Genomic DNA, 23,912 nt, shown 5'->3' with positions numbered 1-23,912 from the left:
TCATTTCCTCAGTTGCGCCGTCCACGTTGCATCAGCAGGGTCCGCAGACACGTTCATCACCCGCAACCCGTTGACGATATCGCCAATGGCCGGCGCTGCCGGTACCGCCGTCGGAACGCCGGCCTCCGATACGAATAGCTCGTTTTGCAGCACGAGCAGCTTCTTGTCGGTGGACTGGATGAGGGAGCCGTCGATCTCCTTGGACAGGTAGCTGCCCAGAACACCGCGCCCCGAGTACGTCACGGTGGTCTCCGGCGTTTCGCCGCCTAGGTCGGGGTCATACTCGCCAGCGACCTTGCGCACGCCTGTCACCGGCTTGACCGCATCGGCCAGGCCATCGGGATCATCGAACGCCTCGGCCAATTCGGCCTGGATCTCTTCACGCATGCCCACGGTCATATCCTCTTCAGCATCATCACGCCGGAGCGCTTGATCCAGGGCTCCAGTAAGGCCAGGGCGAAGTTCACGCCCGCCGACTGATCGGTAGAGCCCGCCACGTAGGTCTTGCTCACCGATGTGCCGGACTGAGCCGATACCGTCTTGCTCTGCACTTCCTTCTGCGTGGCCGTGTACAACTTGCCCGCCGCTGCCTCTTTGGCAACCTGGGCGCCGGCTGTTTTGATCTCGGCCGGGACCGGATCGGGAACAGCCCGCTTAATCTTGGCCGTGAGCCAGGCATTGGCCATGGTCACAGCAAGGACCGGGTCACCGGTGCCAGCCCAGTCAGGACCCAGCGAGGCATCAACATCGGCAACGGTGATGAAGTCGGTCATGTGCTTGTCCTTATTCCGCTGGCACCAAGGCCTGCAGGTCTTCTTTCCTGGCGGTCGCGTCGAAGGTAATGCCCTTCGCGCTCAGCCACTCTTTCAGCTCGGGGACCTTCATTTTCAAAGGGTCGGTTTCAGGTGCTTCCTGCTCCTTGCCGTCGGAAACCTTGATGCCGGCGGCCTGGTAAGCATCGAAGATATCCGGCGCATCGCCATCGACGACCACCTCAGTGGCGGAACCGATGACACCGAAGAATTCGCTCAGCAGGCGGTAGCACACGCCGCGCTCTTTGCCCGGCTTGTCCGTGTAGATCACTTTCATGAGTCACCTCAAAAGCATCCCGGCGCCATACGGCGCCAGGTTATGTGGGCCGAATTACGGCGTGGTGGTACCGCTGATCACGGCGGCGAACGGAACCTGCTTGCGGCTGAACACGCGCTGCCAGTTCGCAGCAGCTGCGTACTGAGTGGCGGTTGGGCTGAGGTTCTGAGCCTCGGAGCCCTTCCAACTGAAGCCGGCGGGCTGGAGGATGTAAGTCTTCCGCTCCCACAACACTTCGGCACCACCACCGTTACCGCCGCCCGGCTTACGCTCGAGCTCTACCGGAACCTTCGGCGTGCCTTCCCCGTAACCGAAAGCACCCTGGCCGAAGAACACAGACAGGTACTTGCCCGCGCCGTAGACCAGCGCGTCGTCCATGAACACCGGCTTACCCAGATAGGTGGCCAGGATGATCTTGCCCTCGGAGTCGCGCAGGTACTCGATGAGGTCCTGCTTGACCATCTGGTTCATCACCACCGAGTGCACGCCGATCGCGCCGAACTGGTCGGCCGCGTCGCCGGCCGTAAAAGCGGCATCCTGGAAGGCATTCGCGCTGATGGTCGCGCCCGCGTCGATGACCATGTCACCGCCGTTGTTCGCGATGTTCGAGGCGATGATGCCGCGAGCCGCGCCCAGGGTGTAACGCTGCCACTGGCGGGTCCAGTAGGTGCCGAAGCGGTTGCGGATCTGCTGCTGAGGTTCGGTGTTCGCCAGCTCAGCAGTCAGGTCGGTGACGCCGTAGCCTTTGTTGAGGTACAGGACGCGGGCACGCATGCTGTCCTGGGTGACTTTGCCGACTTCACCCTGGTCGTTCGGGTCGTCGTTGCTGATGTTGGGAGCTTCATCAGCGTTGAGATCCTGCCAGTAGCTGATCTCGGCGGTGCCCTGGCTGCCGGAAGCGATCGCATCCAGCACAGGCGAGCGGGTCACAATGCCCGACTCGTACACAGCGGTCTTTTCCGGGCTGTTAACCGGTGCCAGGGAGGCGTAGTAGTCGCCGACGAAGATGTCGGTCAGTTGGGTAGTTGCCATGGATTAGGTTCCTTTGGTGGCCTGGATTTTCTTGAAGAGCTCAGGGTTGTCACGGGCGATCGCAGCGCGTTCGGTTTCCGTGTACTCACCCCACTTTTTCGTGGCCTTGCCACCGTTGTCGCCGGTCTGCCCGGCACCCTGAGCCCTTGGCCACAGGTGTGTTGCTGTTTCACGCAGAGATTCCGCCCATTCGAGCGGCGACAGCGGGGTCTTCCCGTCCTTCCCGTAAACGACCTCGCCGTCACGGTCGGTGGCAATCGCCTCACCGTCTTCACTGAGTTTAAAAGTGCCCCGGGCGCGCAGGATGATGTCCTCAGCAGCCTCAGGGAGCGCGCCGGCCTTGATGGCAGCAGCGCGGATGGAATCGGCCAGCACCTTGTCGCTGTACTTGTCAGCAAAGGCCTCAGCCTTGTCGGCGCGAGCCTTCTCGGCGGCCAACTTGGTGTCGTAGTCGGTGCGCAGGCGCTCGGTACGGCGGGTGATGACCTCGTCCAGCTTGCCCTCGGCAATCAGCTTGGTCTCTTCATCCTGGCCAACCTTGGTCAGCAGCCCTTTCACGGCGGCGATGTCCAGGCCCTCAAACTGGGACTTGAAGCCGTCCAGCTCGGTTTTGGTGGTCCGGAGCGAGCCAAGCAGCTCGGTGTTTTTGTTCTTGAGGCCCAGGGTCGCCGCCTCTACAGCTGCAGCAATGGCGGTCTGAACTGCCGGGTCTTCAAGATCAATTTGGTTTTCGTCTGCCACTTGGTGCACCCCTTGGGTTTGGTCGGCCCGCTTTGCAGGCATAAAAAAACCCCGGCATGGCCGAGGTCTAGAAGAAGCATTATTTTGGTTACGAGCAGTCAATCATCAAACACAATCGGCACTCCGCTTGAAATAGAAATGCTCATCAAATAAGCGGCTATCTGAGGTGATATGGGAACGATTATGTCACTAGTGACGGTCTTGACTTGAATCCTAAGCGAGTCGACGCTTTGCAATCGAAACAGGCTTATTCTGCTCAATAGATCTTGCAGCTGATCTACACGCCAAATGAAATGAATATCCTCTCGGATTTCCAGGCGAGCAGGCAGTCGAACCCGGCTTTCTTCCGGCAAATGCGGATTGAGTGCGAGTGAGCCGCCATCCGGACCGATTAAAAAGACCGATTTCACAGTACATGGGAAAATCCCCAAGGAGATAACTCTAACGGAACAGTAGAAATCTTCAGCCCACTGCTCAATTTCTATTTTTTCACGCTCTCTCTCATGTTGGTGCGCTTCGTTACGCCGCACCAAGTAAAAGCTTGAGACAACAGCAAGCAGCGCACCAAGTCCGGACACCCAGTCACCAAGGCTTCCCCAAGACGGAACAAACCTCACTGTAGACTCTGGGTTCAAGTTGATTCCCGCCGTGAGGCCAAGCAGACCCGCTACAACGCACAAGAACACTGCCACACCACCAAGAATCCAATTCATAAAGCTCTCCTATTCAAGGGGCTTTATAGCAGGCAGCGCCTATACGCTTCCAATCCTAGCGACTTTAAACCAGCCGCAACCCGCGCATGACCAGGTAATCGGCGAATTGCGTCCTGCTTGGCGCGTACGGCGGCGGCCGCATTCGCAGGCCAGGCGTATCTCGGTTGAGCCGCGTGCGCCGGCCATTGGGCTCAGTGCAATGCGTTGGCTCCTCGATCTGGAAGCCCTGTTCTACGGCGTACAGCTCGACGGCCAGCCGTACCTGCCCCCATTCAAGCTCAAAGGGCACGAACGTCTCGGACAGCGTCTGGTATTCGATCTTGCAATCACGCCGGGGCCAGGCCATTGCCTGTTCAGGCTTGGCCTTGCGCCCTTTCCACTGGCGACCGTTGATGTCAGCAGCAGCGCGCAGCAGCAGTTCAACCTGCTCAGCCTCAGCCTCAGGTATCCGGAACCCGTAGTAGTCGCGGTAGAAGGTCAGCTTCTCCAGCGGCACGAAGCTATTCGCGTCTGGCCTGCCGTTCCCGTCCTCAACGATGATCTGCATGTGCTATCTCAACCTGGTTGAGTGCCGAGTGTAACGCCTGCTCGGGTGAACATGTCAGGCTCTGCTTCCTTCAACTGCGCAAGCGTCAGCGGCTTGAACGACTTGTCGAGTTGCAGCTTGGCGAACTTCTCCGGCGTCAGGCCACCATCACGGAACAACTTACCCCGGACCGGCCCGAGGGCATGATCCTGGAAGCTCGCCGGCTGCGTTGCCAGCCACTCGTAATAGTTCAGGCCGGCGTCGACCTGGGCCCCGCCGTTATCGCCCACCGAGGCGCGCGTGGCGTCCTTGGCGAACATCTCCGAAAGCCTGGTGGTCGGCACCGTAGTTGACCGGCAGTTGATGTGCGCCGGCGGCAGCGGACCTTTGCCCAGGTCGAAACGCATCCCATCCAGGCCCTTGCATTGCTGCGAGGTCTTGCGGTCGAGCGTCGACACCCAGCGATAGCCCAGCACCACGTCGCTGTTGGCCTTCAGCGTCTCCATTCGCGCCGTGGTCGCCACATGCTGGATTGCCGTCTGCACCACGGCGGCAGCATTGCGGTTGCTCACCGCCAAGACACCATCCGTGAAGTTCTGCGCTGCGGTGCCGCGAATCGCCTGGATGATCTGGGCATTGGTCTGGCCCTGGCCGAAGCCGAGCCGGATAGTGTTCGTGACGCGCATCGTCTCGGTCCGCGTCCAGCCGCTGACAAAGCTCTTCAGCAGCTTTCCACCGTCGATACCTTTCACCTGCAGCGGATAGGAGAATACCGCCGCGCGAATGACCGTGTTGGTCGGCACCACCGCGTCGATGGAGAGCGCATTGCTGAGGCTTTTGGCCTCAAAACTCGACTCGTAAAGCGCGATGTCGACCAGATCAGCCTGCACCAGATCACCGTAGGCCTTGTAGATCTCCAGCAGCTTGCCGTCCACCCGGGCCAGGAACTGCTCAAGGCGATCCCGGCTGTAGGTGGTCAGCTCCTTGCGGGTGAGTTGCTCCCGCACCAACGTGTCGATCTGGCGCAGGTATTTTTCGAATTTCTTTACCTCGCCAGCCTTAAGCCGCTCCAGCATTACCGAGTGGCGGGTCGTCTGCTCCAGCAGTTGGCTGTCCGCCTGCGCCAGGCTTGTCGATGGCATCGTCGTTGTCCAGGTTGATGCCGGCCGACTCGCGCTCATCGCTGATCAGGTCGGCCTCTTCGTCATATGGGCGGTCCGGCAACTTGCCGGTGGTGAGGTACTGCCAATAGGTGTCGGCGCTGATCGTGCCGGCCATCACGCCTTTCAGCAGTTCGGCGAGCACCTGGGCGTCGACCACCGGGGTCACGAACTCAGGGTTCACCTTGAACTTGACCTGTTTGGGGTCATAGCCCTTCCACTCGGCGGCGTATCGCAGGCCCTGCTCCACCGCCTCGGCCACCGTGATAACGATGCTGTGCAGTGTCGCGTGCTGGTCGTTCTGGCGTGTTTTACGCGCCTCGCCCGACTCGGTGCCGGCCACGTCCATGACCTTGGCGCCTGCCTCAAGCGCGGCGTTCTTCTGGTCATCCATGGCTTTGCGCACGGCTTCGATGCCGGCGCCTTGGAACTCCAGGTAGCCACAGGACCCGCTAGGCCCAAGATCCCAAGCCGCTGATGGGCCTGTGACGCTCAGTTCGACCGATTCATCCATCCCGGACACCCAGGGTTGCGGGTGGCTGGTCTGATGCAGCGACGTGAAGTAGTCAGCGCTCAACTGGTAGGACTTCAGCGCGGCACGCGCCATGGTCAGCAGCGGCACCTCATCGACGTCCGGAGAGTTGTCGGTCGAACCGCAGTAGATCACGGGCAGGTATGGCAGGCCTTTGATCAAGCGGTTGTCGGTACCCGTGGTGCCCAGCGGCCTCTCGTCCTCGACCAGCTCACCGCCTTCATTCCGCACCGACGTGTAGCAGACGTTGCCTTGCATGAAGAACTCACGGAAGACCGTGTCGCAGTCATGACTGTAGCGATCGCCGCCCTTCTTGCGGAACTCGCGGAACACAGAAAGCACCAGGTCCTGCCGGCCGCCTTGATCAGCGGTGTCCCAGTTGATCGCGTTGCGCGTCGCATAGATCGAGAAATACGGCTCGCCACGGTCATCGATGTTCACCACCATTGGCACCCGACCGTGCGAGATAGCCTGGCGCACCATGCGGAAGAACAACTGCTTCAGGCCGAAGCCATCCGCCGTAGCGTCGTCCTCCAAACCCTTCAGGCCGGAGGGCAGTTCGATCTCTGGGATAAGCCGTGAAACCAGGCCCATCATCGAGCGCAGCGAATCGCGCACCCAGTGCTCGTACTGAGCCCGATCGGTGTAGTTCTCGTAGAGGTACTTGTTGCCGGTGGCGTCGATCTTCTCGGCCTCGACCATGCCACTCGGCTTGGGCAGGTTGCGCTCGTTGCGCTTTACGGCGCACTCACCCTCGAGCGCGTCGTCCATCATCTCCCACTCAGCGATGTGCGCGTCGTAGTCGGGGTTTGTCGATTGCACTGGCATCAGGCCAAGCCTCCAATTCGGCGTGTTCCGCCTGTGCGTGTTTTGATCGGGTAGCGTTTGGCAATGAAATAGCCAGGGGCGTCCACCAAGTGGTCATAACCGGCCTTCTTGTCTGGCTCACCCTTGTCCGTGTAGATCTGCCTTTCCAGGCACTGCGTGTACTTCGGGCATTGGTCGACGTTGACCAGGTATCGGTGGTCGCCGTACGTATTGGCGAACATCGCGCACATTGCGTTGACCCGGTCTTTAACCGCGGGGTTGGTCGAATCCACAACTACGGTGAAACCGGCCTTCCTGAGCAGTGATAGATCAGACTCGCTCGCGCTCTTGCTGCTTGTGTTCTGGCCGCTGGCGTCCGGGTAGATCGCAATGCTGTGATCAGGGAAGCGAAGCTTAATCTTCTCGATCATCTCCGGTGTGTCGCGCACGTCGGAGAACTCGCCGAGGGCCAATGGCAGATCGTCACGGATGACATGCACCACGGCGGCCATCTTCATGACGTTGAAGTCCATGCCGATATGCAGCGCCTCACCGCGCTTGATCGTCTCGCTGGTTCGGTTCGCCTCACGGTTGAACGTGTAGTAGACGACGCCCTGGTAGTTCTCAAAGCTGGCTTCGTACTCTTGCCGGAAGGTCCGAGGGTCCATCTTGCGGCGGGCAGCGTCCAACTCTTCAGCCGGAACGTTGCCGCCGTCGAGCGAGGTGTACAGCCAACTCTTGTGATCAGGCTCGTGGCCTGGCCGGCCATCGAGGAACGTGTCGTAGCAATGGTTGAATCCCTTGGGCGTGCCGATGCGCAGCGCGTGTCCACCCTTGCGCATGCCAACGCCCGGTATCGAGTACTGGCAGGTCGAAAGCATCGGGCGCAGGACCTCTTCCCACGCCTCCCATGGACAGTCAGCCCACTCATCCACTAGGACGAAGAACAGGCCAGACCCCCGCAGGTTGTCGTAGTTGTCGAGCCCCACCACCCGCATGACGTGGCCGGACTTGAGCGTGATCGAACATTCCGTCTCGTTCGGGCGGTGTGCACGCCATGGTTCGGGGATAGCCTGCTTCAGGCGCCGCCAAAACACGCGCTTGGCCTGCTTGAAGGTCGGCGCGCCATACCAGATTTCGTCCTCAACACTCACGCCCCACTCAGCAGCCAGCCGTGCAGCGCGGCGCATCTCGGCCTTGCCCAGGAACGTCTTGCCGAACCGCCGGCCACACACCGCATCACGGAAGCGGGCCTCTGGCTGGAACCCCCAGCAGTAAATATTCGCCTGCTTGGGCGTCAGCTTCACCGGTGGGTCAAAGGTACGGGGTAGCGGGAACATTCTCATCAGGCTCCAAGGTGTACTCAGCAACTGCGTGCTGCTGGTCCGCTTGGGAGCCCAGAGGTTTTTCAGGTTCCAGGCGGCGATTCACGTAAACATCGCCCACCTCTTTGGCGGCCTGCTCGTACAACTGAGCGGTTAGCGCCAGGTTTCGCATGTTCTCGGCCTTCTCAGCCATTCGCCCCAGACCACGAAGCCGGAAGGCACGATTGGCTATTGGGATCTCGGCCGTGTCCTCCCGAAAACGCTTACGGGTATCTTCAAACACGGTCCTCCACTTCGCACCAAGATCGCGTCCGGCGTACTTCGTGGGGTCATACAGCTCGCATTGCTGACGTGTCACTTCGAGGCCGTACGTTTCCTTGACGGCCAGTACAACTTGGGAGGGTGTATCGAAACAGGCAAGGGCCTGCACAATGAAGCGCTTCACCTCATCTTTCAGGGCTGCCATATGGATTTATTCCGTCAAGGTCCTGTCAAGGATCAGGCCGACTTGAGCAGACAGGTTCCGCAGGCCCTCGCAATGTTCAATTTCCCCACCTCAGCAGGACTGTTTGCTGCATCCACCAACGCTTGTACGTCAGGGCTCGCACCATAGCGGCGGACGACACCGACGAACTCTTCGACGTCGTGACTCTGCAGCTTGATCTTCGGTGCACCGTCTTGGGTGAATGCTGGTTGACCGTACTTGTCGGTCGCGTGAGCCAGGTGATACAGCTCATGTTCGATCAGCGCGCAGAACTCAAGGTCGCTGCACTGGGCGCAGTAGTCGGCAGCCAACGTGATGATGAAGGCCGGCACATCACCGAACCAATCACGCATCTGTTGCTCCATCCGGGTTTTCTGCCAACCACCAGCGCGGAACGCTACCTGCTCAGCCTGGCCCAGGACTGTACGTCCCTGCTTCTCGAAGCTCGACGACGCCCACATGATCCGGATGTCTGCATCCAGTAGGTGGGCATGGTCTTCGTTGTGAATGCTGCCTGTGTCGGCAAGGATCTCGGCTTGGAGCCATTCCCATACTTCGGGCGCAGGCGTCAGGCGGATACCGAAATCGGACAGGTCAAGTAGTGACGAGGGAGGGTATGGCCTTTCCATCGAATGCTCCTTGCAGACTTCCAGGCCTAGCGGCTATAGGGGTTAATCCAGCGCCGTCACTAGCCCGAAGCCGATGAAGGTCATCAACAACGACCCCAGGACATGCGTGAGCACCGTAGCAGCAGCCCAGCCGAATCTACCTTCTTGCAGCATGAATACGATCTCAGCGGAGAACGTTGAAAAAGTAGTCAGCCCGCCACAGAAACCCGTGGTCACTAGCAATCGCCACGCAGGATCGAGATCTGGCATCTTAATAAAGAAGGCCATGGCGCACCCTATGATGAGTCCGCCAATCAGGTTAACGAGGAGCGTACCCAGCGGCATGTTTGGAAACGCACCATTGAATTTCAAGGCAAGCGCCCACCGAAGCACACAGCCGAAGCTGCCACCAATGATTACCGCGAAGAGAGACTTGTACATTCGAGACTTCCAAAGAGATCTGAGAATCCCTATGGAAAGACAGGCGACAGCCTACGCACCCTCCATAGGGTTTGCGTAGGCATCATCAGCCAAAAGGCGGTTATGAGGAGGAATGCCATCTCCTGAATGAATCATATGACAACCAGCATAAAGGCTCAATACGGCTAATCCTCGCCTCCCAGTCGGGTTGCTTGGTTGTCATGTGAAGCTCCAGATACCAAAGCCCCGCACTTGGCGGGGCTCTGTTGAATATTTGTTAGCGTCGTCCGTGATAGGCCGGGTCGACTTCCTTCAACACGGACAACTCGAAGAAGTCCTCGTGCTTGGTGTTGCCGTCGAACCAAACGCATTTCGCGCCATCCTCGATCCCCTTCAAATCCCAACTTCCGAGGTCGTGGATGGTCATAGCAGGCCCGCCACTTTTTAGCTCAACGACATCGCCTTTCTTGAACTCTGGCATCTCACAGCTCCTTGCATGAATGAGCTGCAAACATATGCGCTGGGCAATATCATTTCAATAGCAGTGACGTCAGTCAGTCTGCAGCAGTACGTCAATCAGCTTCTGCTCACCCAGGCGCATCGCACCGAGGCATTGCAGGTCATCGCACTTAGGGCCGCGGCCGAACACGGTAACTTCTCCCTTCGCGCCGATCAGCGTCAAGGCACCTACAGTGCACTCGGGATGCTCACCTGCATCAAGATCATCGGCGATCTTGCGCAGGGTCTTGGCGGCATCGCGCCAGTCTTCCCGCTTGAATTCAAGAACCTTGACGGTCATTCGGTCACCATCTGGTGTGTCTGTGCGTGGGCGTGACCTTGGAGCAATCCAACGATCAGGCCTTGAGGAAGACCGGCGGCCTTGGCGGCGTCCACAGCATCAGCAATGGCCTTGTCGAGAGCGCTCACCGCAGTGTTGATGTCCTGCCCCATGGGAAGCACATGTCGCAGGCGAGTTACGCTGCCCATCAGCTGAATGGATCGGCTGGCTTGGCTATCGAGCGCACGAACCACATAAAGCCCTGCTGCAAGTTGGTCTTGGCCAACGCCAACAGCCGCGGGTCAACACCTTCAATCTGGCCGATCTGCTTGAACAACTCGCCGGCGTCAGCTTCGAGCGCCTTGATGGAGTTCATCCCGTCGATCTCGGACTGACTCAGGTCGCGGTAGCCGGTGATTTTCTTGTGCTGGTTATCCATGGGTGATTCCTCATGATTGCGCGCCACGATTTGGCGCATTCGAAAACGTGGCGCGGATTACTTACCTCGCCGCTCGACACCACCAGGTGCCTTGTCACAGTGCAGGCAGTGCTCACAGTTCAGCGTCCGGCACAGCCAGACCTTCACCCGCTGCCAGTACGTGACCATGAAGATGTGGCGAGCGCCGGCCAGGGCCAGGGACACATGCAGCGTCAGTCCGGCACTGGTCGGGCCAAAGAAGATGTTCTGGCTGCGCGCCATAACGACAAAGCCGCTGATGGCGATGGCCGAGTAGATCAGCTTCCCGAGGATGCCGTCCCTTACCTTCCCGCTCAGTACGCACCAGGCTGCCCACAGCGCGATAAGGCCGCAGGCGATGGAGTTGATCAGTTCAAGATTCATGGGTTGCCTCCCCCGAACCGCTGGCGAATGAGCGCCCAGAGGTCAGCGGATTTAATGGCTCGATTGATGGCCGCCAGGAGCGAGCCGCCGAATGCGCCCAGCAGGAAGCCAATGCCGGCGACGATCTTCGGCTCGGTCACGCCCAGGTAGGTGCTGACCATGCTCGTGAGGTAGATCGAGCAGGCCATGCCCGTGATGAGGAAGATCATCCAGGCGCGCCAGTCGTTCAGGTCGTCCTTGTGCCACCAGCTGGCGATCACAGCCCCAACCAGGCCCGCAATCAGTAATTCGAACCTGTCGATCTTGTCGAGCAGGCGCTGTAGATACTCCATGCGCTCGACTCCGTGGGGCATGTTTGAAATAGGTCAGCCCCGACGGCACTCCCTGCTTAGAGCGAAGGGTGTGGCGGGGCCGAAAATGAAAAAGCCCAGCGCGACGGCTGGGCTCTATTACGCAAGGAGATAGAAGATCATGGAGTCCAGTAAGCAATCTTGCCGTCTGCACCAACAGCTACAAATTTGCCATTGCCGTAGGCGACGCTCCGGATATCGGTTCCTGCGAAAGTGTTGGCTTGCTGAATCCAGCCGAGCCCATCTTCGGAAACGGCCGTCTTGCCGCCGTCGCCGACAGCCACATACTTGCCATTACCGTAAGCAATGTCGCGGATGATGGTTCCACCGAAACTGGTATCTTCAACAGCAGTCCAGCTAAGCCCATCGGATGAATATGCCATCTTGCCATCCGCACCAACGATAAACATTTTCCCGTTGCAAAGCTTCATGGAAAGGATAGTGCTAGTGCCGAAGGTGCTGGTTCTGGGCGTGAATGTTTGCGGATTTTCCGTCGCCATCTTCACAGCGCTAAGCAGCTTCCCATTCGATCCCGCAACCAACACAAAACTGCCAATGGCGTTGACGCAGTACACAGTTTCGCTAGAAGTGAAGGTCGTAGTGCGCTCCACCTGGCCCGACCAATCGCTATAACGGGAAAAGACTTTACCGTTAGACCCAACCAGTATCCAGGTGTAGTCATTGCCGGAAATTGGCTGATAAAACACAATGCCTTGCAAGTCTCCGGACGCGCGAACAGTTGCCGTAAGGTCTGTCCAAACCCTTTCAGGGCGGTCTGCGTTGCCGAAGAACAGATTGCCGGATTGAGAAAGGGCTTGAAGCGATGACCCAATACCGTTCCAGTACAGCTCGTTGAGGACCTTTCCGCTATCAGAGGTGAGGGCGCCCTTCAGCTTGGTCCACGCTGTACCAGTTGCGCCTCCGATGACAACCTGAGTGGTTGTGGGAAGACCATTGCCACCAACCGCATAAAACTTGCCTTGCGCAAAAACCACGCGCCTAAGCATGCCGGTGTTATCCACCGGTTCTACTTGAGTCCAAAGATCTTGCAAGGTTTGAGACGCCGAGTTTGCGTTTTCCATTTTAAACTCCATTACTGAGCTGATTTAAGTTCAGGCCTCTGAATTGGGCGTATGGCGCTCATGGGCGATTGCTCGAGGCTCGTGGCCTTCACATGATTCAACGTCCCGCATCGGGAACACTTGATCTGGAGCTCTGTAAACCCACCCGTACGGGCGAGAAGTCGGTTGCAGCTACCGCATCTGATTTCTTTCAACATCTGCAAATTCCTTTTGCTGAATCGCCCTTTCCTTGGGCAATAAAAAACCCCGCTCTAGGCGGGGCTTCATAAAAATTTTAGTCGCTTGAAGTTTGAGGGACTGGGGCCTCGTCGATGCTGATGCAGTGCTCAATGTCCGTTATTTTCTTCAGTGCAAGCTCGGCCGTTGAATAAGCTCCGAACATTCTGCCCTGATAAAAAACAACCCACGCTAACTGAATATCCGCGTTGCCAGCCTGCCCTACAACCAACTTCTTGAACCGTTCCGCCAAGTCGTCGACATGCATCTGTGCCATGCCACGCAAAACCATGACGCTCTCCCAGTTTATAGTCGGAAGCTCTATTTTCGACCTTGCACAAACTGAGCGCAATAAAAAGCCCGACATATAAGCCGGGCTTTTCAGTGTGAACCCCTAACGCGCAAGATCGATAGGATGGGTAAATACTCTCTCACTTTCTCACTCATTGCAACGGCTTTTTGCTACGCCACACAACTTTCGATTAACCCTTCCGCATCAAGCAGTTCCTGAGCGGCAGTGAGAGCTTCGTTCACCTGGTCATCCAGAGTCTTGCGGATCCCTGAGCGCCACCGGTACCGAGTAGATTCAGGCTTGCCGTCGTTATCCCAATTTGTGATGTCGTACCAGGCGGCCGGCAGCACAGCGGCGGAACGCTTGCCCTCGGCACCGGCAACTTGCGGGATGGCCCAGGTCAGCACCGCGCATTCCCGGAAGCGCTTCGGCGCCGGCGTTTTCACAGAGTTCAGCAACTCCAGTATCGCACCGTGTTTTCGTTCCTCATGCGTCGAGTACTTCGCCACCAGTGCCCGCCAGTGCGCCGGGGTCAGCGTCTTGTGCAGTCGGCCGAACACCCAGCAGTCCTGGAGAAACGCGGCCTCCTTGCCGACGATCTCCCCCTTCTGCTTGGCGCACTGCACCTTCGGCTCAAAGTCGCAGCCGCCGGCGGAACTGATGGTCTCGGCCGCAAGGGCTCGAACTACTGCTGAAACAACGTTGCGATAGGTCATGCTGCAGCCCTCTTCAGTTCTCTTGTCTTAGCCCGGTAGTAGGCTTTGATGCCCTTGATCTGCTCGACGGAGTACTTGCGCACGCTCTGGTCAGCTTCCAGGGCGTCGACGGCCTCCTGGCCGATGCGTGCGATCAGGCCGATCCGGTAATCCACGGCATTGCCCGAGAGAAACCGGTTGTCCTGCTTACTCTGGGCGTGGCAGTTGCGTTCATCGAAACGCAGGTGCGGCGCGGAGCCAACGCTGCGGTAGTGACCGGCATCGACTGCGTTGCCGCTCCAGTCCAACGGCTTGCCGCTGGAGATACAGAGGTGGCCGGCGGCCTGGTCCCGGGTGCGGACGTACTCGTTGAACGCCTGCTGAGCCTCACGCATGTGTTCGCCGCGGCTCTTCAGCTTCTCCTTGCGGACCTTGATCTCGCGGCGCTCAACCTGGGCCAGTGACTTGCGCGCCTTCGCCTGGTTCACGTCCTTGATGGCCAGGCCGCATTTCGCACTGCACACGGCTTGGCCCAGGCGCTGCGGCGGGAAGCTGATGCCGCATGCTGGGTTCTTGCACTTCTTCGGTTTGGGTTGCTTGCCGATCATGCAGCCTCCTTGCTGAGTAGATCAGTGAAAACCACACCTTGGCCTGTGAAATAGGCGGCGATGCGGTCGGTGTAATTGATGCCCTGGGCACGATTGAACAGGCTGGTCACCGGGAAACCGTCGGGGCCGAACAGATGACACTCCCCCATCATGGCCAGCTTCGTTTCGTACGGCAGATGGCGCATGACCCGGTACCACTCGGCCTGAAAGCCGGCATCCTCGTTCAACAGGATCTGCACGCCGAAGTGCAGCTTGCAGTAGCGCCGGGCGTCAGCCGCGTCACCGATCTGGGTCATTTCGGCGATGCGCTTGTACATCCCAAACCACAGCCGGTTCTGGTCGAGCGTGCGGTCCTTGCCTGGGCGCAGGGTCACCACCACAAACTTCTTGTCTTTGTACATGGCGCTGATTTTGGTGATGACTTCAGAGAGCCTGGCCTGGCAGTTGACGCTGATCTTGTCGGTCATTGCGCTGCCCTCTTCGCTTCCAGTTCCTGGGCCTGCTTGACCAGCAGCGCCCGGCGATCCGCCAACTCATTGGCCGCTTCAATCCGCATTTCGGTTTTTCGTTCGGCGCTGGCCTTGCGCATCTCCAACATCGAGTTTTTGACCAGTTCCAGCTTCTGGCGCAGAACTGGCGCGGGCTGGGTGACGGCGCCGGTGAGCAAACCGGCAATGGCGCGGCCATCCTCGGTAACTGGAACAATGCTCAGGTCAGCCAAGTACTTTTGGCCGTGTTCTTGGGGGATACGCTTCAACTCCACCGCCTTGGCGACGGCCTGGATACGACGGTTGGCGTCGAAACCCACGGACACGTGCCAGTTGACCGGTTTTGCATCCTCGCGGGCCTGGCCCACGAACCTTTGGTAGGCGTCGATGAACGCCATGCGCGCACCGATTTTGTCGCCGCCATCCAAGATGGGTTTCGCGGCAGCCAGTGCCAGCTGGATCTCGTCGGTCAGCACCACGGTTTCGAATTCATCGTTGGTGGTCATGGCGATGGCCCAGGCCTCGTCCTTGCCCGGGCGCCCGTCAGAGGACTGGACGCGTTGCAGGATGTCAGCCATTGCCAGCTTGCCCTTCACTTCGAAGCGGCAGGCCTTCAAGGCGGCTTTGACGACGGGCACCGGGTAGGCGCAGAGGTCTTCGGCCATCATCGCGGCAGTGCCCGGGTTCATCTCCTGCCCCATGGCTTCGGCAGTAGCGCAGATGGCGGCGGCCAGTCCGGCAACCTGATGGTCGTTCATTTCAGAGGTATTCATTGCGGTCACCTGCTTGGCGTTTGGCCAGGACCATCTGGGCGGCCTGCTCCGCTGCGGAGTGGTTCGCCTCAGTTCGCTCCATCTGGCGGGCGGTGGTGCCGTTGATGCGCTGCCCGGTCACCCACTGGGTGTGATAGCTCTCGGCGTTGGCCAGCAGCTCGTTGAGGCTGTGGCACTTGCGCAGCACAGCGGCATCGCTGGTTTTCAGGAAGTGGGCAGCGACGTGGTGGGCGACATCCGCGCCGAGGCGGTCGACCAGTTGGCCGAGCTGGCCACCGACCTTGGCATTCCACACAGGCCAGGCGCTATAGCGTTTGCGGTAAGCCATGGCGTAGTTCGCCCAGACCTTGAAGGTTTTGCAGGTCTGGTCTTTGGGGCCCGGCATGTCGGCGGGAATCTCGACCCGGGGAGTATCGGTGCGGTCAACCACCAGCACCAAGCCGCGGGACTGAACCGGCACAACCTCGGCGGGAGCCGGGGGTGCAATTGGTTCAATGACCGGTTCCATGACTGGTTCAAGAGAGTTACTGATTCTGGGTGCAACTGCTGCACTACCCCCTGGTGCAGGAGATTCACTAGGGGGTGAACCTGCTGCACTACCCGGGTGAATCTTCTGCACTACCCCTGGTGCAGGAGGTGCACCACCACCGTCGAGGGTGAGGAAGTAAACGTTCGACGAATTCCCCTTTGGTCCACCCTTCCGGATCTCCTTGCGCAACAGTCCCGCCTCACACAGAGCGGTGATGTGGTTCATGACAGAGCGCTTGCTGATCTCGCACTGGTCGGCAATGTGCTGATAGGAGGGCCAGCACTCGCCTACGTCGCTGGCGTTGTCGGCCAACTTGATCAGCACCAGCTTGCGCAGCGGATTACCAACGCGAAGCTTCATTGCGGCAACCATAAGGCCCATGCTCATGCTGCACCTCCGGCGAACGCGCGGAAATCAATCGTACGCACGCCCTTCCAGCTATTGCAGGACATGCAAAGGGTCTGGAGGTTGCCCAATGAAGCCTCTCCACCTTGGCTTTCAGGTACGACGTGATCGGCCCTCAAGCGCATCAGCACCGAGCAGCCACAGCGCAAGCACGCGTGACCGTCGCGGGCGAATACCAGAGCACGCAAGCCAGAAGGGATTGGTTTCTTTTTCGTCCCGCGCCGGGGCGGAAGGACCGGTGGTTGGTGCGCGGTGACGTGGCCCATACGGTCCGGGTTCCACTCACAGCCTTTTTCGGTGAGTCGGAATGCTTCAGGGCGAAGCTCAATCAAGCCGGCCTCTTCCAGGGCCTTCAGCATGCGGTAAGCGGTGTCTGGCTTGTCAGTGAGCAGCGGTAGCTCCTCGATGATCTTGGCCTTGCTCAGCGCGAAGAAGATCCCGTCATCAGTCTTGATTGGCTTGGTCCAACTCGGGCAGCCGTAAACGAAGGCGAATAGCAGGGCCTGCTGAGAATTCAGCCCCCACTCCAGCGCCTTCACCTGGTTAATCGTGACGGTGTATTGCATGTCAGGCCTTCCCGACCTTTGCGGCCAATTCAAGGAAGCGATCCACGTACCAGTGAGGCTGCGTCTCGCGGGGGCATTGAGGGCTGGTGAGGTTCTTGCCGTAGGCCATGCCCTTCTCGGTCACGGACCAGAAATCCACCATTTGCTGTTTCGAGTTTTTGCGCTGGAGGACCTTGAGGAAGCCGTGGGCCTCCAGTGCAATGTTGAAGGCGCGCGCGGTGCTGGCGATGGCGTGATCTTTGATCAAGGCGGTGATTGCCTTGGTAGGCATCGAAGAGCCGCCAGCAGCATCTGGCACAGCGTCTACGGCGTAGCCTGGGAGGAATTTAGCGTCGAGGCCGTTGTTGGCGGCGATCTTGGCCAGCATCAGCATCTTGCTGGAGTTGGCAGGCTTCAACAGGCGGTCGAAGCATTCCAAAATGGCAAGCTCGCCGACGATCTTGGAGTTGTTCGGGCTCTGGGCAGAAAAGGTGCCGGTCTTGCGGATACTCGGCAGCACCTGCCCGACCACCCACTCTTCGAACTTCTCGGCGGCTGGCAGTTTGGACTTCATCACCAGCCGGTACAGGTCCCGCTCAGGAATGATGGTCATGAAGCCACCACCCTGTTTCGGGGTAGTGGTCGCTGCCTTGCAGTGACGGGCCACCGCGTTCTCCGGTTTGGAGTAGCCGAGGGCGTCAGCGACGTCGCGCGCAACAAACCACGGATCGCCGAGCTTGTCGGTGATGACCCGGATTGCGGCGCCGTCGAAGTCGAACGGAATCACTGCTGAATTGCGCGCCACGTTTTCAGATTGCGAAAAACGTGGCGCGAGATTGGCAGGGCTATTGATATGTGGCGGGGTTTGCATATAATCGGCCTCACAAAGTGTTATCGAATTAGCCGACCTCGACCGTCGGCTTTTTTGTGCCTGGGCTTCAGATCCGCTTAATTCATAGTGCGAACCCGATGGGCACCGATTTCCGCGCATGCGCGGGAAATCAGGAAACAGATTTCAAATTTCGCTGGACCGAAGCGAGCAACTGCTCGGCACGGCGCCCCAGCTCCCCCGCCTTCGCTTCAACCTGGCGGCACTGCTTGGCGAATGCCGGTAGGTGTGGCAGATCCAGTTCGCACATCACCTGGTCGTCGAACACTTCGCTGCCGGTGTCGATCACATCGCCCAGGGCGCGGATCAGTGCGCCGAAACTTTTGTTCGCGCATTGGTCGCTGGTCATCTGACGGGCGCCGGTCAGCCCGTGGCGGCTCGCCAGCTCGTTCAGGCAGTGATCGCGGTATTCAGGCTCAAGGGCGTTGACCCACGACTCTTCCAGCCAGGACGGCATTTCCTGATCACCGGACAGCCAGCGCTGAACACGCTTGAGCCAGCGGCCGGTCGCCTTCACAAAGTCACCGACATCGTTCTGCAACGTCAGCGCGGCGAAGTCCGGGACCTCTTTGGCGACAGCCTTCTCTGGGCACGACAGATGCAGCTCGCGGCTCAGCGCCTGGGCGAAGTCGTCCTGGCTCAGGCTGGTGCGCGCGATCTGGTTTGCAGCGTGGGCGACCAGCACCTGATCACGGGTTTGTACGGTGTGTCTGGAACTGGACGTTTGCATGGGGACTGCTCTCTTCTAATCTGGCTTCAATGGAACGGCGGACAGGGGTGTCGCTTAGGCGGCCTGAACATCCGCAGAAGATTGCTGCGGAAAAACGCGATCCAAAGTGCATTTCGCACCCAATTCATTCAGCGCCTGGACGATCTTCCGGGCGTCTTCAAGCTTCAATGGGCGAGCCCCCGACTCGTAGTTAGCGAGCCGCGACTGCTTCCAGTTGAGCTTTCGGTGTAAGGCTGCCTGCGTGATTCCGGCCTCCTCACGAAACTCTGCTATGAGATTCATTGCGTTGCTCCTGCGGTCAATAAACCAAGGATAAACACATATCGTGTTATTGGCAAACACAATAAGTGGGCGGATTTTATTTCACTCCGTGATTAAAATTCGATCCATGAAGACACTCGGATCGCGCATCGCGCACTACAGAGAAAAAGCAGGGCTTTCTCAGGCTGCCTTGGCAAAGGCGTGCGGATGGAAATCCCAATCGCGCATAGGAAACTATGAGAAAGATGCTCGGGAGCCAAACCTTGAAGATATCGCCAAGATTGCCCATGAGCTGAAAGTCGATCCGGCAGCGTTACTTTTGCCTGGCGAAAGCCCCTCGAATATTTCAATCGCCGCCCAGCCCACCAAATCATTCCGCTACCCGGTTGTGAGCTGGGTTGCCGCCGGCGCCTGGTCGGAAGCCGTGGAGCCCTACCCGGCTGGAATCTCGGACACCTACGAATTTTCGGAGTACGACTCCAAAGGTCCTGCGTTCTGGCTGACAGTCAAAGGGGACTCGATGACAGCGCCCGCCGGCCAGAGCATCACCGAGGGCACGCTGATCTTGGTGGACACTGAGGCTGAAGTTGCACCAGGTAAGCTGGTGGTGGCCAAGCTACCGGACAGCAACGAGGCGACCTTCAAGAAGCTGGTCAGCGACGGCGGTCGACTGTTTCTGAAGCCGCTGAACCCGAGCTACCCCATCGAAGCAGTCGACGAGAACTGCAGGATCGTTGGCGTGGTTGTGCAGGCGCTCCAGAAGTTTTACTGAGCGCAACGCCCACTCACACAGCATCACTTAGACCCCTATTGCTGCGCGAATATCTTTGATTCTTGGATAGGTCGCTACCAAGAGTCATTCCAGAGCTAGTCAAGGATGAGTAAGTTGTCAATCCAATTAAACCCTATAGATGTTGCTGAGTGGCGCAGGCATAGAGAGTTCTCCGAGGCTTATCCTGAGGGAGCGCGCCCGAAACGTATTGTTGTGTCCCCTAATGACCCAATACAAAATGTTGTAAAGCCAGATTGGCAATACATGTTTAAGCTCTCAGACGAAAAATACCCTGAACAGTTCTGGGCTGAACTAATAGCTTACCAAGTAGGGTTGCTTTTAGGAATTGACGTCCCTCCCGCTCACGCAGCTTTTGACTCAATGACCGGCGAGTGCGGATCATTGAGCGAATGGTTTTATGCTCCTGGGGAAGAGGTATTCTACGCTGCTGGATACTTCTTTTATAAAGAGATTAAAAATTTCGACAGAGACAAGGGTACGCAACATAACCTATTAACAGCGCAACAGCTTAATGTCCGCTTTATGGGAGAAGATCAAATATATGACTTTTGGTCAATGCTACTATTTGACACCATAATCGGAAATACAGACAGACATCAAGATAACTGGGGGTACATGATGACCTCCCTACCACATACTAAAAGTGTAGCTCGTCGAAAAGGCGAACAATACGGCATAAGGCTAAAATTTGCACCTTGGTTTGATAACGGGACCAGTCTAGGCTATCAAATCTTGCCGCGTAAATTCTCGCAATGGGATCAGGTGCGGATCGATAACTTCATAAAGAAGGGCACCCATCACTTTAGATGGGCTCCAGACAATCTATCCCAGGTCGGACATCTCGAATCAATAGAGTTCATTGCAAAGCACAACTCAAAAGTAAGATCACTCCTGATGCGTCGTGCGAAACGGTTTGATGTTGAACGGTTCAGCGATGTTATGCGGGCTCTTGTTGACTTGCCAATGCCGCCACATGCTAGACTCAGTGCAGAAAGAGCCAATTTTGTGATCAGGCTTACCTCGAGGCGCATGGAGTTGATTATGGAAAAATTAAATGCACACCATTGATCACATCTTTGAACCAAATCGCCTACTTTTGGTCTGGACCAGTGCAACTGAAGGCGTACCTCGAAATCGTAGAGTTATCGGAGAGCTAGTTAGGAATGATAACACCTACTCATTTCGATACTTAAAAGACACTCCCGATTATCATGCTGCAGTAAATGAGGGCTTCATCAGCTTTCCTGCGTTCACTATAAATGGAAGTGACGCATTTGATAATGCGTTAGCCCCGTTTATGAGCAGGATGCCGCCTAGAAAAAGACAAGACTTTTCGAAGTATTTGGCTCAATACGGACTGCCAAGTAACTTTGATGGTTCTGACTTTTCACTCCTCGGTTACACCGGTGCTAGACTTGCAAGCGATAGATTCGAGCTATGCCCCGACTTATCATCGGCCGTGGCACCGATCGATATAGTTTTAGATGTAAGTGGAACTGAATATAATAAAGTCGCACACAAAATCTCTGAAGAAATGCATGTTGATTTTGTACCTGAGCCTGACAACCTCTATGACCAAAATGCAATAGCAGTCATGACTGTTCACGGACGAATCGGCTATGTCAGTCGAGCCCTTAGCCAAGGGTTCGGGCAGCTGTTAAGCCATTCCAAAGTTAGTGGAACCATTTTGTCTGTAGGTGAAACAGATGAAAGGGTTAAAATATTGGTACTTGCGTCATTTAAATAGCTATAAAAAGCCCGGCTTAGCGCCGGGCTTCTTCTATCTGCCTCTCCTTACCCTTTAGGCGGTAGCGCCTTTGCGGCCCCGACTGCATCCTCTTTACGATCAAAAGGTCCGGCCAGGCGGCGGTCACTGTTCGCGACTTCCCAGCCGTCTTTCACTTGCATGACGGTGTATCCATTGACCCTGTAGCTTTCCGGTAGCTTCATTGCGGGCGCTCCTTTCATTTGTTGCCTTGACCGTATCACGTCGGCCAGACAGCCCACCCACAGCTTCGGATCAATGGTGGCTGTTCGCCACGAATGGTAAAGTGCGGGCTCAATTATCGGAGGGATCCTATGAACGCCAAGATTCTCATTTTTTTATTCGCCGCATGCTTAACTAGCGCTGCAATTGCGGCCAAAAAGCCCTCTACTCCAGCACCCTGGGCGCAAGAGCCCGACAGTTTTATGGGTTTGCGCTTTGATCAAAAAGTCGATGCGACAGTGCCAGCGTGTCCGCGCGGCACGATCCTGAGCAAGACGATGTGCCATGAGCCGCCGTACACGAATCTCTATACGGTTCGGGGCGGGCCAGAAATTGGCTTTGGATACTCTCTCGCCGTTTTCGCGAGCCCATCTGGAGTTGAGTCCTTCTACCTCACCACCAATAGCGACAACTTTTCCAAGCTGGTGACCCTTTTCACCAACAAATACGGCACACCTACTCAGATTTTGAATGAGCCCGTAAAAACCAAAGCTGGAGCATCCTTCACAAATGAGACGCTGACCTGGTCCGGCAAGAAGGTCGAGATAACGATCGAGAAGCTCGCAGGCGATATCAACACCTCTGCTGCAACAATCAGCGATATTGCAGCCACACAAAGAAAAGCAGCTGAGCGCGAGGCAAAGGCAAGCAGCAACGCAAACAAGCTCTGACTGCCGATCTATAGAGCCCCGCCTTCTCATCTAGCCCCCCAGCGGGGGCTTTTTCATGCCTGCCGGAAAGAACTCATCAGAAAATATGCATTTATGCATAAAACTTGCTGCCGCCCTCTTGCCAAGATATGTCAGCATCAATACTGTGTATGCATACAGTATTCGCAAGGAGCGACGCATGATCCAGGCACCCTACCCCACATCGAAACCGAGAAATTCCTACGAGCTTGTGGGCCATCGCCTGCAACGCTTGATCGCATCTCCCCGGGTCCAGAGAATTCAGTTGGTGGAGGTATCCAGGCGCGACGATGAAAGCCCTGAAGCCTGGCACCAGGTCATCCAAGACATCGGCGACACCGCCGGCATCAGGATCGAACATCTGGATGACGGTGCCGTCAGGATCGGCTGGCGCGAATACTGCGATTCCTAAATGAGCACGCCAGCAGGCGGGCTCACCACCCCGTCCTTCTCAATTCCCCTATAAAAACCACACAGCGTGATTCAATCATGAAAAATACAAACACATTACGTGTTGACACCATAAACACACTCTGTGATTATCGCCTCAAGCCAGCAACGAAGAACGCCGGCCAGCAGCTAAACCTGCGCCGCTCTTTAGCGATACCCCTTGCCGGATCACAACCGGCCCAGATTCAAAGGCAGCGATGAACCGGCCTAAACGGTTCAGAGGGTTGGCAACTGACCCGGGCGTGCAGCGTAAAGCGCCAAGAACAGTTATCCAGCGGGAGAACAAGCCGAAAGGCCCGCGGCTGGAAGAACATTTGATTCAAGCCGGAGACTGACGCCAGGTGTTATGCGGGTCAAGGTGGAAAGCATCACTGAGCAGCCTTCTCGCGAGGGCTGCTTGGGATGACAACCGGGAGTAAGTGAAATGCCGAAGTACATGCTCGACTACATCCGGCTTTGCCGGGAGTGCAGCCTGGATCTGCGCACGATCGGCAACATGATCAGCATCGTGATTCCAACTCTGCAGCGTGAGGCGGCCGGACTGCGCGGCGCAGTAAGCGAGTTTGCCGGAGCCTTCCCTGAGCTTGAGCAAGACGCCGAACTGCTGGAGTCAGCAATACGGGCCGGAATCCAGCGCTGCACGCCTCAGCCTCACCAGCAAGAGCTGTTCGCAGCATGACGGACCTTTTCACTGATGCACCTGGTGAAGGTTGCATTGGGAAAACAACCGAGGGCAAGACGAGATGACCCTTCATGAAAGGCAGCGTCATTACGACCGCCTGCACCACGAGAAACGCCTTGCTGAATTGGGTGGTGGGGCTGGCGAGCATTTCAGCGAGCATGAGCGTCTGACTTTGGAAAACGGAAGCCATGAGTGTCTTCGGCTAATCCGAGATCACGGCATGTCGACAAATAGTGTCGACTTGGGCGACGCCCAGTGCTTGGTGGATCTCGACCACTTTGCAGTAACAACCAGCGCCACGACAGCCTGTCGTTAAATGCCCGGTCACCTGCATGACAAAATTTTCGTACTTTATGGAGCCAATACAATCTAGTAGCTTAGAACTGAAATCC

General features: G+C 57.5%; 39 protein-coding genes, 1 pseudogene and 1 riboswitch. Of the genes and pseudogenes, 6 read left to right on the top strand and 34 right to left on the bottom strand.

Annotated features, from left to right (window positions below):
- From ACW9I6_RS05155 to ACW9I6_RS05000, 32 genes and pseudogenes are all read right to left on the bottom strand, one after another.
- Positions 1–393 (bottom strand): hypothetical protein, encoded by a 393-nt coding sequence (locus ACW9I6_RS05155; RefSeq protein ID WP_457338976.1) that lies wholly within the window; start codon positions 391–393, stop codon positions 1–3.
- A 2-nt stretch (positions 394–395) separates the two neighbouring features.
- Positions 396–773 carry a hypothetical protein gene (locus ACW9I6_RS05150; protein ID WP_032877402.1) on the bottom strand — a complete coding sequence of 126 codons (378 nt, stop codon included), beginning with the start codon at positions 771–773 and terminating at the stop codon, positions 396–398.
- A gap of 10 nt (positions 774–783) precedes the next feature.
- Positions 784–1,089, bottom strand: coding sequence for a HeH/LEM domain-containing protein (locus tag ACW9I6_RS05145; protein ID WP_177020059.1), 306 nt, complete (start codon positions 1,087–1,089; stop codon positions 784–786).
- Positions 1,090–1,143: 54 nt separating this feature from the next.
- Entirely contained in the window at positions 1,144–2,121 is a 978-nt protein-coding gene (locus ACW9I6_RS05140; protein WP_457338975.1) for a major capsid protein, read from the bottom strand.
- Between the two features lie 3 nt (positions 2,122–2,124).
- Complete coding sequence (locus ACW9I6_RS05135) at positions 2,125–2,862, bottom strand: hypothetical protein (RefSeq protein WP_178964912.1); 738 nt, start codon at positions 2,860–2,862, stop codon at positions 2,125–2,127.
- 98 nt (positions 2,863–2,960) lie between these two features.
- Entirely contained in the window at positions 2,961–3,575 is a 615-nt protein-coding gene (locus tag ACW9I6_RS05130; RefSeq protein WP_457338974.1) for a hypothetical protein, read from the bottom strand.
- 64 nt (positions 3,576–3,639) lie between these two features.
- Positions 3,640–4,122: a DnaT-like ssDNA-binding protein gene (locus ACW9I6_RS05125; RefSeq protein WP_457338973.1), complete on the bottom strand. Its 483-nt coding sequence runs from the start codon at positions 4,120–4,122 to the stop codon at positions 3,640–3,642.
- 8 nt (positions 4,123–4,130) lie between these two features.
- Positions 4,131–5,243 carry a minor capsid protein gene (locus ACW9I6_RS05120; RefSeq protein WP_457338972.1) on the bottom strand — a complete coding sequence of 371 codons (1,113 nt, stop codon included), beginning with the start codon at positions 5,241–5,243 and terminating at the stop codon, positions 4,131–4,133.
- Positions 5,161–6,621, bottom strand: coding sequence for a DUF4055 domain-containing protein (locus tag ACW9I6_RS05115; RefSeq protein ID WP_457338971.1), 1,461 nt, complete (start codon positions 6,619–6,621; stop codon positions 5,161–5,163). The genes ACW9I6_RS05120 and ACW9I6_RS05115 overlap by 83 nt, the downstream gene beginning before the upstream one ends.
- The gene (locus ACW9I6_RS05110) at positions 6,621–7,940 is read right to left on the bottom strand and encodes a phage terminase large subunit family protein (RefSeq protein ID WP_457338970.1); all 1,320 of its coding nucleotides are present in this window, start codon (positions 7,938–7,940) and stop codon (positions 6,621–6,623) included. The genes ACW9I6_RS05115 and ACW9I6_RS05110 overlap by 1 nt, the downstream gene beginning before the upstream one ends.
- Positions 7,915–8,391 carry a DUF2280 domain-containing protein gene (locus ACW9I6_RS05105; RefSeq protein ID WP_457338969.1) on the bottom strand — a complete coding sequence of 159 codons (477 nt, stop codon included), beginning with the start codon at positions 8,389–8,391 and terminating at the stop codon, positions 7,915–7,917. Before ACW9I6_RS05105 ends, ACW9I6_RS05110 begins: the two co-directional genes overlap by 26 nt.
- A gap of 32 nt (positions 8,392–8,423) precedes the next feature.
- Positions 8,424–9,038 carry a putative metallopeptidase gene (locus tag ACW9I6_RS05100; RefSeq protein ID WP_457338968.1) on the bottom strand — a complete coding sequence of 205 codons (615 nt, stop codon included), beginning with the start codon at positions 9,036–9,038 and terminating at the stop codon, positions 8,424–8,426.
- A 42-nt stretch (positions 9,039–9,080) separates the two neighbouring features.
- On the bottom strand, positions 9,081–9,458 hold the full coding sequence (crcB, locus tag ACW9I6_RS05095) for a fluoride efflux transporter CrcB (protein WP_177028247.1): 378 nt from the start codon (positions 9,456–9,458) through the stop codon (positions 9,081–9,083).
- Positions 9,459–9,527: 69 nt separating this feature from the next.
- A riboswitch (Fluoride riboswitch) is annotated at positions 9,528–9,590 on the bottom strand.
- A gap of 124 nt (positions 9,591–9,714) precedes the next feature.
- Positions 9,715–9,918: a YodC family protein gene (locus ACW9I6_RS05090; protein ID WP_457338967.1), complete on the bottom strand. Its 204-nt coding sequence runs from the start codon at positions 9,916–9,918 to the stop codon at positions 9,715–9,717.
- A 69-nt stretch (positions 9,919–9,987) separates the two neighbouring features.
- Complete coding sequence (locus tag ACW9I6_RS05085) at positions 9,988–10,236, bottom strand: hypothetical protein (protein WP_457338966.1); 249 nt, start codon at positions 10,234–10,236, stop codon at positions 9,988–9,990.
- Complete coding sequence (locus tag ACW9I6_RS05080) at positions 10,233–10,424, bottom strand: hypothetical protein (RefSeq protein ID WP_457338965.1); 192 nt, start codon at positions 10,422–10,424, stop codon at positions 10,233–10,235. Before ACW9I6_RS05080 ends, ACW9I6_RS05085 begins: the two co-directional genes overlap by 4 nt.
- On the bottom strand, positions 10,424–10,654 hold the full coding sequence (locus ACW9I6_RS05075; protein WP_083333958.1) for an Acb2/Tad1 domain-containing protein: 231 nt from the start codon (positions 10,652–10,654) through the stop codon (positions 10,424–10,426). Before ACW9I6_RS05075 ends, ACW9I6_RS05080 begins: the two co-directional genes overlap by 1 nt.
- A gap of 57 nt (positions 10,655–10,711) precedes the next feature.
- Positions 10,712–11,056, bottom strand: a complete 345-nt coding sequence (locus tag ACW9I6_RS05070; RefSeq protein ID WP_338568747.1) for a hypothetical protein — start codon at positions 11,054–11,056, stop codon at positions 10,712–10,714.
- Positions 11,053–11,388 carry an MFS transporter gene (locus tag ACW9I6_RS05065; RefSeq protein WP_099489835.1) on the bottom strand — a complete coding sequence of 112 codons (336 nt, stop codon included), beginning with the start codon at positions 11,386–11,388 and terminating at the stop codon, positions 11,053–11,055. Before ACW9I6_RS05065 ends, ACW9I6_RS05070 begins: the two co-directional genes overlap by 4 nt.
- Before the next feature lie 137 nt (positions 11,389–11,525).
- Complete coding sequence (locus tag ACW9I6_RS05060) at positions 11,526–12,488, bottom strand: hypothetical protein (RefSeq protein WP_457338964.1); 963 nt, start codon at positions 12,486–12,488, stop codon at positions 11,526–11,528.
- Between the two features lie 11 nt (positions 12,489–12,499).
- Positions 12,500–12,685, bottom strand: coding sequence for a zinc finger domain-containing protein (locus ACW9I6_RS05055; RefSeq protein ID WP_177054280.1), 186 nt, complete (start codon positions 12,683–12,685; stop codon positions 12,500–12,502).
- Positions 12,686–12,762: 77 nt separating this feature from the next.
- Entirely contained in the window at positions 12,763–12,996 is a 234-nt protein-coding gene (locus ACW9I6_RS05050) for a hypothetical protein (protein ID WP_063030594.1), read from the bottom strand.
- A gap of 170 nt (positions 12,997–13,166) precedes the next feature.
- On the bottom strand, positions 13,167–13,712 hold the full coding sequence (locus tag ACW9I6_RS05045) for a hypothetical protein (protein ID WP_457338963.1): 546 nt from the start codon (positions 13,710–13,712) through the stop codon (positions 13,167–13,169).
- A complete protein-coding gene (locus ACW9I6_RS05040; RefSeq protein WP_457338962.1) occupies positions 13,709–14,299 on the bottom strand; it encodes a recombination protein NinG in 591 nt (196 codons plus the stop codon). The genes ACW9I6_RS05045 and ACW9I6_RS05040 overlap by 4 nt, the downstream gene beginning before the upstream one ends.
- On the bottom strand, positions 14,296–14,766 hold the full coding sequence (locus tag ACW9I6_RS05035; protein ID WP_087693992.1) for a hypothetical protein: 471 nt from the start codon (positions 14,764–14,766) through the stop codon (positions 14,296–14,298). The genes ACW9I6_RS05040 and ACW9I6_RS05035 overlap by 4 nt, the downstream gene beginning before the upstream one ends.
- Positions 14,763–15,560, bottom strand: a complete 798-nt coding sequence (locus tag ACW9I6_RS05030) for a hypothetical protein (protein ID WP_177020045.1) — start codon at positions 15,558–15,560, stop codon at positions 14,763–14,765. Before ACW9I6_RS05030 ends, ACW9I6_RS05035 begins: the two co-directional genes overlap by 4 nt.
- Positions 15,547–16,476 carry a helix-turn-helix domain-containing protein gene (locus ACW9I6_RS05025; RefSeq protein ID WP_177071711.1) on the bottom strand — a complete coding sequence of 310 codons (930 nt, stop codon included), beginning with the start codon at positions 16,474–16,476 and terminating at the stop codon, positions 15,547–15,549. Before ACW9I6_RS05025 ends, ACW9I6_RS05030 begins: the two co-directional genes overlap by 14 nt.
- Positions 16,473–16,643, bottom strand: a complete 171-nt coding sequence (locus ACW9I6_RS05020) for an HNH endonuclease (protein WP_371132951.1) — start codon at positions 16,641–16,643, stop codon at positions 16,473–16,475. Before ACW9I6_RS05020 ends, ACW9I6_RS05025 begins: the two co-directional genes overlap by 4 nt.
- Before the next feature lie 57 nt (positions 16,644–16,700).
- Positions 16,701–17,060 (bottom strand): annotated as a pseudogene (locus tag ACW9I6_RS05015) (phage replication protein); the annotation flags it as partial.
- A gap of 1 nt (position 17,061) precedes the next feature.
- The gene (locus tag ACW9I6_RS05010) at positions 17,062–17,910 is read right to left on the bottom strand and encodes a BRO-N domain-containing protein (RefSeq protein ID WP_457338961.1); all 849 of its coding nucleotides are present in this window, start codon (positions 17,908–17,910) and stop codon (positions 17,062–17,064) included.
- Between the two features lie 130 nt (positions 17,911–18,040).
- Positions 18,041–18,658: a hypothetical protein gene (locus ACW9I6_RS05005; protein WP_457338960.1), complete on the bottom strand. Its 618-nt coding sequence runs from the start codon at positions 18,656–18,658 to the stop codon at positions 18,041–18,043.
- Between the two features lie 54 nt (positions 18,659–18,712).
- Entirely contained in the window at positions 18,713–18,940 is a 228-nt protein-coding gene (locus ACW9I6_RS05000) for a helix-turn-helix domain-containing protein (protein ID WP_063030611.1), read from the bottom strand.
- Between the two features lie 43 nt (positions 18,941–18,983).
- On the opposite strand from ACW9I6_RS05000, the gene ACW9I6_RS04995 reads away from it, so the two are divergent.
- The 3 genes from ACW9I6_RS04995 to ACW9I6_RS04985 all read left to right on the top strand — a co-directional run bounded on the left by ACW9I6_RS04995 (position 18,984) and on the right by ACW9I6_RS04985 (position 21,459).
- Positions 18,984–19,691, top strand: coding sequence for a LexA family protein (locus tag ACW9I6_RS04995; RefSeq protein WP_177020041.1), 708 nt, complete (start codon positions 18,984–18,986; stop codon positions 19,689–19,691).
- Positions 19,692–19,796: 105 nt separating this feature from the next.
- Positions 19,797–20,780: a hypothetical protein gene (locus ACW9I6_RS04990; protein ID WP_457338959.1), complete on the top strand. Its 984-nt coding sequence runs from the start codon at positions 19,797–19,799 to the stop codon at positions 20,778–20,780.
- Entirely contained in the window at positions 20,767–21,459 is a 693-nt protein-coding gene (locus ACW9I6_RS04985; RefSeq protein WP_457338958.1) for an HIRAN domain-containing protein, read from the top strand. The genes ACW9I6_RS04990 and ACW9I6_RS04985 overlap by 14 nt, the downstream gene beginning before the upstream one ends.
- Positions 21,460–21,506: 47 nt before the next feature.
- Here the strand turns inward: ACW9I6_RS04985 and ACW9I6_RS04980 are convergent, their stop codons facing one another.
- A complete protein-coding gene (locus ACW9I6_RS04980) occupies positions 21,507–21,662 on the bottom strand; it encodes a hypothetical protein (RefSeq protein WP_457338957.1) in 156 nt (51 codons plus the stop codon).
- A 129-nt stretch (positions 21,663–21,791) separates the two neighbouring features.
- On the opposite strand from ACW9I6_RS04980, the gene ACW9I6_RS04975 reads away from it, so the two are divergent.
- The 3 genes from ACW9I6_RS04975 to ACW9I6_RS04965 all read left to right on the top strand — a co-directional run bounded on the left by ACW9I6_RS04975 (position 21,792) and on the right by ACW9I6_RS04965 (position 23,517).
- Positions 21,792–22,370 carry a hypothetical protein gene (locus ACW9I6_RS04975; RefSeq protein ID WP_457338956.1) on the top strand — a complete coding sequence of 193 codons (579 nt, stop codon included), beginning with the start codon at positions 21,792–21,794 and terminating at the stop codon, positions 22,368–22,370.
- 178 nt (positions 22,371–22,548) lie between these two features.
- Positions 22,549–22,800, top strand: coding sequence for a DUF1654 domain-containing protein (locus ACW9I6_RS04970; protein ID WP_177020039.1), 252 nt, complete (start codon positions 22,549–22,551; stop codon positions 22,798–22,800).
- 462 nt (positions 22,801–23,262) lie between these two features.
- Positions 23,263–23,517: a hypothetical protein gene (locus ACW9I6_RS04965; protein WP_457338955.1), complete on the top strand. Its 255-nt coding sequence runs from the start codon at positions 23,263–23,265 to the stop codon at positions 23,515–23,517.
- 205 nt (positions 23,518–23,722) lie between these two features.
- Here ACW9I6_RS04965 and ACW9I6_RS04960 read toward each other — a convergent pair.
- On the bottom strand, positions 23,723–23,912 hold a 190-nt coding region (locus ACW9I6_RS04960), incomplete at its 5' end, for a hypothetical protein (protein WP_457338954.1).

This window comes from Pseudomonas sp. SDO5522_S412 (assembly GCF_054071215.1).
This window is presented reverse-complemented; position numbering and strand designations above follow the sequence as displayed.

What these genes read in the sequence shown, in the direction of transcription:
- ACW9I6_RS04985 (WP_457338958.1), top strand. Translation starts at nt 20,767, where the DNA reads ATGCACACCATTGATCACATCTTTGAACCAAATCGCCTACTTTTGGTC.
- ACW9I6_RS05100 (WP_457338968.1), bottom strand. Translation starts at nt 9,038, where the DNA reads ATGGAAAGGCCATACCCTCCCTCGTCACTACTTGACCTGTCCGATTTC.
- ACW9I6_RS05000 (WP_063030611.1), bottom strand. Translation starts at nt 18,940, where the DNA reads ATGAATCTCATAGCAGAGTTTCGTGAGGAGGCCGGAATCACGCAGGCA.
- ACW9I6_RS05040 (WP_457338962.1), bottom strand. Translation starts at nt 14,299, where the DNA reads ATGATCGGCAAGCAACCCAAACCGAAGAAGTGCAAGAACCCAGCATGC.
- ACW9I6_RS04970 (WP_177020039.1), top strand. Translation starts at nt 22,549, where the DNA reads ATGATCCAGGCACCCTACCCCACATCGAAACCGAGAAATTCCTACGAG.
- ACW9I6_RS05035 (WP_087693992.1), bottom strand. Translation starts at nt 14,766, where the DNA reads ATGACCGACAAGATCAGCGTCAACTGCCAGGCCAGGCTCTCTGAAGTC.
- ACW9I6_RS05060 (WP_457338964.1), bottom strand. Translation starts at nt 12,488, where the DNA reads ATGGAAAACGCAAACTCGGCGTCTCAAACCTTGCAAGATCTTTGGACT.
- ACW9I6_RS05065 (WP_099489835.1), bottom strand. Translation starts at nt 11,388, where the DNA reads ATGGAGTATCTACAGCGCCTGCTCGACAAGATCGACAGGTTCGAATTA.
- ACW9I6_RS05005 (WP_457338960.1), bottom strand. Translation starts at nt 18,658, where the DNA reads ATGCAAACGTCCAGTTCCAGACACACCGTACAAACCCGTGATCAGGTG.
- ACW9I6_RS05075 (WP_083333958.1), bottom strand. Translation starts at nt 10,654, where the DNA reads ATGGATAACCAGCACAAGAAAATCACCGGCTACCGCGACCTGAGTCAG.
- ACW9I6_RS05140 (WP_457338975.1), bottom strand. Translation starts at nt 2,121, where the DNA reads ATGGCAACTACCCAACTGACCGACATCTTCGTCGGCGACTACTACGCC.
- ACW9I6_RS05085 (WP_457338966.1), bottom strand. Translation starts at nt 10,236, where the DNA reads ATGACCGTCAAGGTTCTTGAATTCAAGCGGGAAGACTGGCGCGATGCC.
- ACW9I6_RS05070 (WP_338568747.1), bottom strand. Translation starts at nt 11,056, where the DNA reads ATGAATCTTGAACTGATCAACTCCATCGCCTGCGGCCTTATCGCGCTG.
- ACW9I6_RS04990 (WP_457338959.1), top strand. Translation starts at nt 19,797, where the DNA reads ATGAGTAAGTTGTCAATCCAATTAAACCCTATAGATGTTGCTGAGTGG.
- ACW9I6_RS05125 (WP_457338973.1), bottom strand. Translation starts at nt 4,122, where the DNA reads ATGCAGATCATCGTTGAGGACGGGAACGGCAGGCCAGACGCGAATAGC.
- ACW9I6_RS05130 (WP_457338974.1), bottom strand. Translation starts at nt 3,575, where the DNA reads ATGAATTGGATTCTTGGTGGTGTGGCAGTGTTCTTGTGCGTTGTAGCG.
- ACW9I6_RS05105 (WP_457338969.1), bottom strand. Translation starts at nt 8,391, where the DNA reads ATGGCAGCCCTGAAAGATGAGGTGAAGCGCTTCATTGTGCAGGCCCTT.
- ACW9I6_RS04980 (WP_457338957.1), bottom strand. Translation starts at nt 21,662, where the DNA reads ATGAAGCTACCGGAAAGCTACAGGGTCAATGGATACACCGTCATGCAA.
- ACW9I6_RS05090 (WP_457338967.1), bottom strand. Translation starts at nt 9,918, where the DNA reads ATGCCAGAGTTCAAGAAAGGCGATGTCGTTGAGCTAAAAAGTGGCGGG.
- ACW9I6_RS05145 (WP_177020059.1), bottom strand. Translation starts at nt 1,089, where the DNA reads ATGAAAGTGATCTACACGGACAAGCCGGGCAAAGAGCGCGGCGTGTGC.
- ACW9I6_RS05055 (WP_177054280.1), bottom strand. Translation starts at nt 12,685, where the DNA reads ATGTTGAAAGAAATCAGATGCGGTAGCTGCAACCGACTTCTCGCCCGT.
- ACW9I6_RS04975 (WP_457338956.1), top strand. Translation starts at nt 21,792, where the DNA reads ATGAACGCCAAGATTCTCATTTTTTTATTCGCCGCATGCTTAACTAGC.
- ACW9I6_RS05050 (WP_063030594.1), bottom strand. Translation starts at nt 12,996, where the DNA reads ATGGTTTTGCGTGGCATGGCACAGATGCATGTCGACGACTTGGCGGAA.
- ACW9I6_RS04965 (WP_457338955.1), top strand. Translation starts at nt 23,263, where the DNA reads ATGCCGAAGTACATGCTCGACTACATCCGGCTTTGCCGGGAGTGCAGC.
- ACW9I6_RS05030 (WP_177020045.1), bottom strand. Translation starts at nt 15,560, where the DNA reads ATGAATACCTCTGAAATGAACGACCATCAGGTTGCCGGACTGGCCGCC.
- ACW9I6_RS05010 (WP_457338961.1), bottom strand. Translation starts at nt 17,910, where the DNA reads ATGCAAACCCCGCCACATATCAATAGCCCTGCCAATCTCGCGCCACGT.
- ACW9I6_RS05115 (WP_457338971.1), bottom strand. Translation starts at nt 6,621, where the DNA reads ATGCCAGTGCAATCGACAAACCCCGACTACGACGCGCACATCGCTGAG.
- ACW9I6_RS05120 (WP_457338972.1), bottom strand. Translation starts at nt 5,243, where the DNA reads ATGCCATCGACAAGCCTGGCGCAGGCGGACAGCCAACTGCTGGAGCAG.
- crcB (WP_177028247.1), bottom strand. Translation starts at nt 9,458, where the DNA reads ATGTACAAGTCTCTCTTCGCGGTAATCATTGGTGGCAGCTTCGGCTGT.
- ACW9I6_RS05080 (WP_457338965.1), bottom strand. Translation starts at nt 10,424, where the DNA reads ATGGGCAGCGTAACTCGCCTGCGACATGTGCTTCCCATGGGGCAGGAC.
- ACW9I6_RS05025 (WP_177071711.1), bottom strand. Translation starts at nt 16,476, where the DNA reads ATGAGCATGGGCCTTATGGTTGCCGCAATGAAGCTTCGCGTTGGTAAT.
- ACW9I6_RS05150 (WP_032877402.1), bottom strand. Translation starts at nt 773, where the DNA reads ATGACCGACTTCATCACCGTTGCCGATGTTGATGCCTCGCTGGGTCCT.
- ACW9I6_RS05110 (WP_457338970.1), bottom strand. Translation starts at nt 7,940, where the DNA reads ATGTTCCCGCTACCCCGTACCTTTGACCCACCGGTGAAGCTGACGCCC.
- ACW9I6_RS05045 (WP_457338963.1), bottom strand. Translation starts at nt 13,712, where the DNA reads ATGACCTATCGCAACGTTGTTTCAGCAGTAGTTCGAGCCCTTGCGGCC.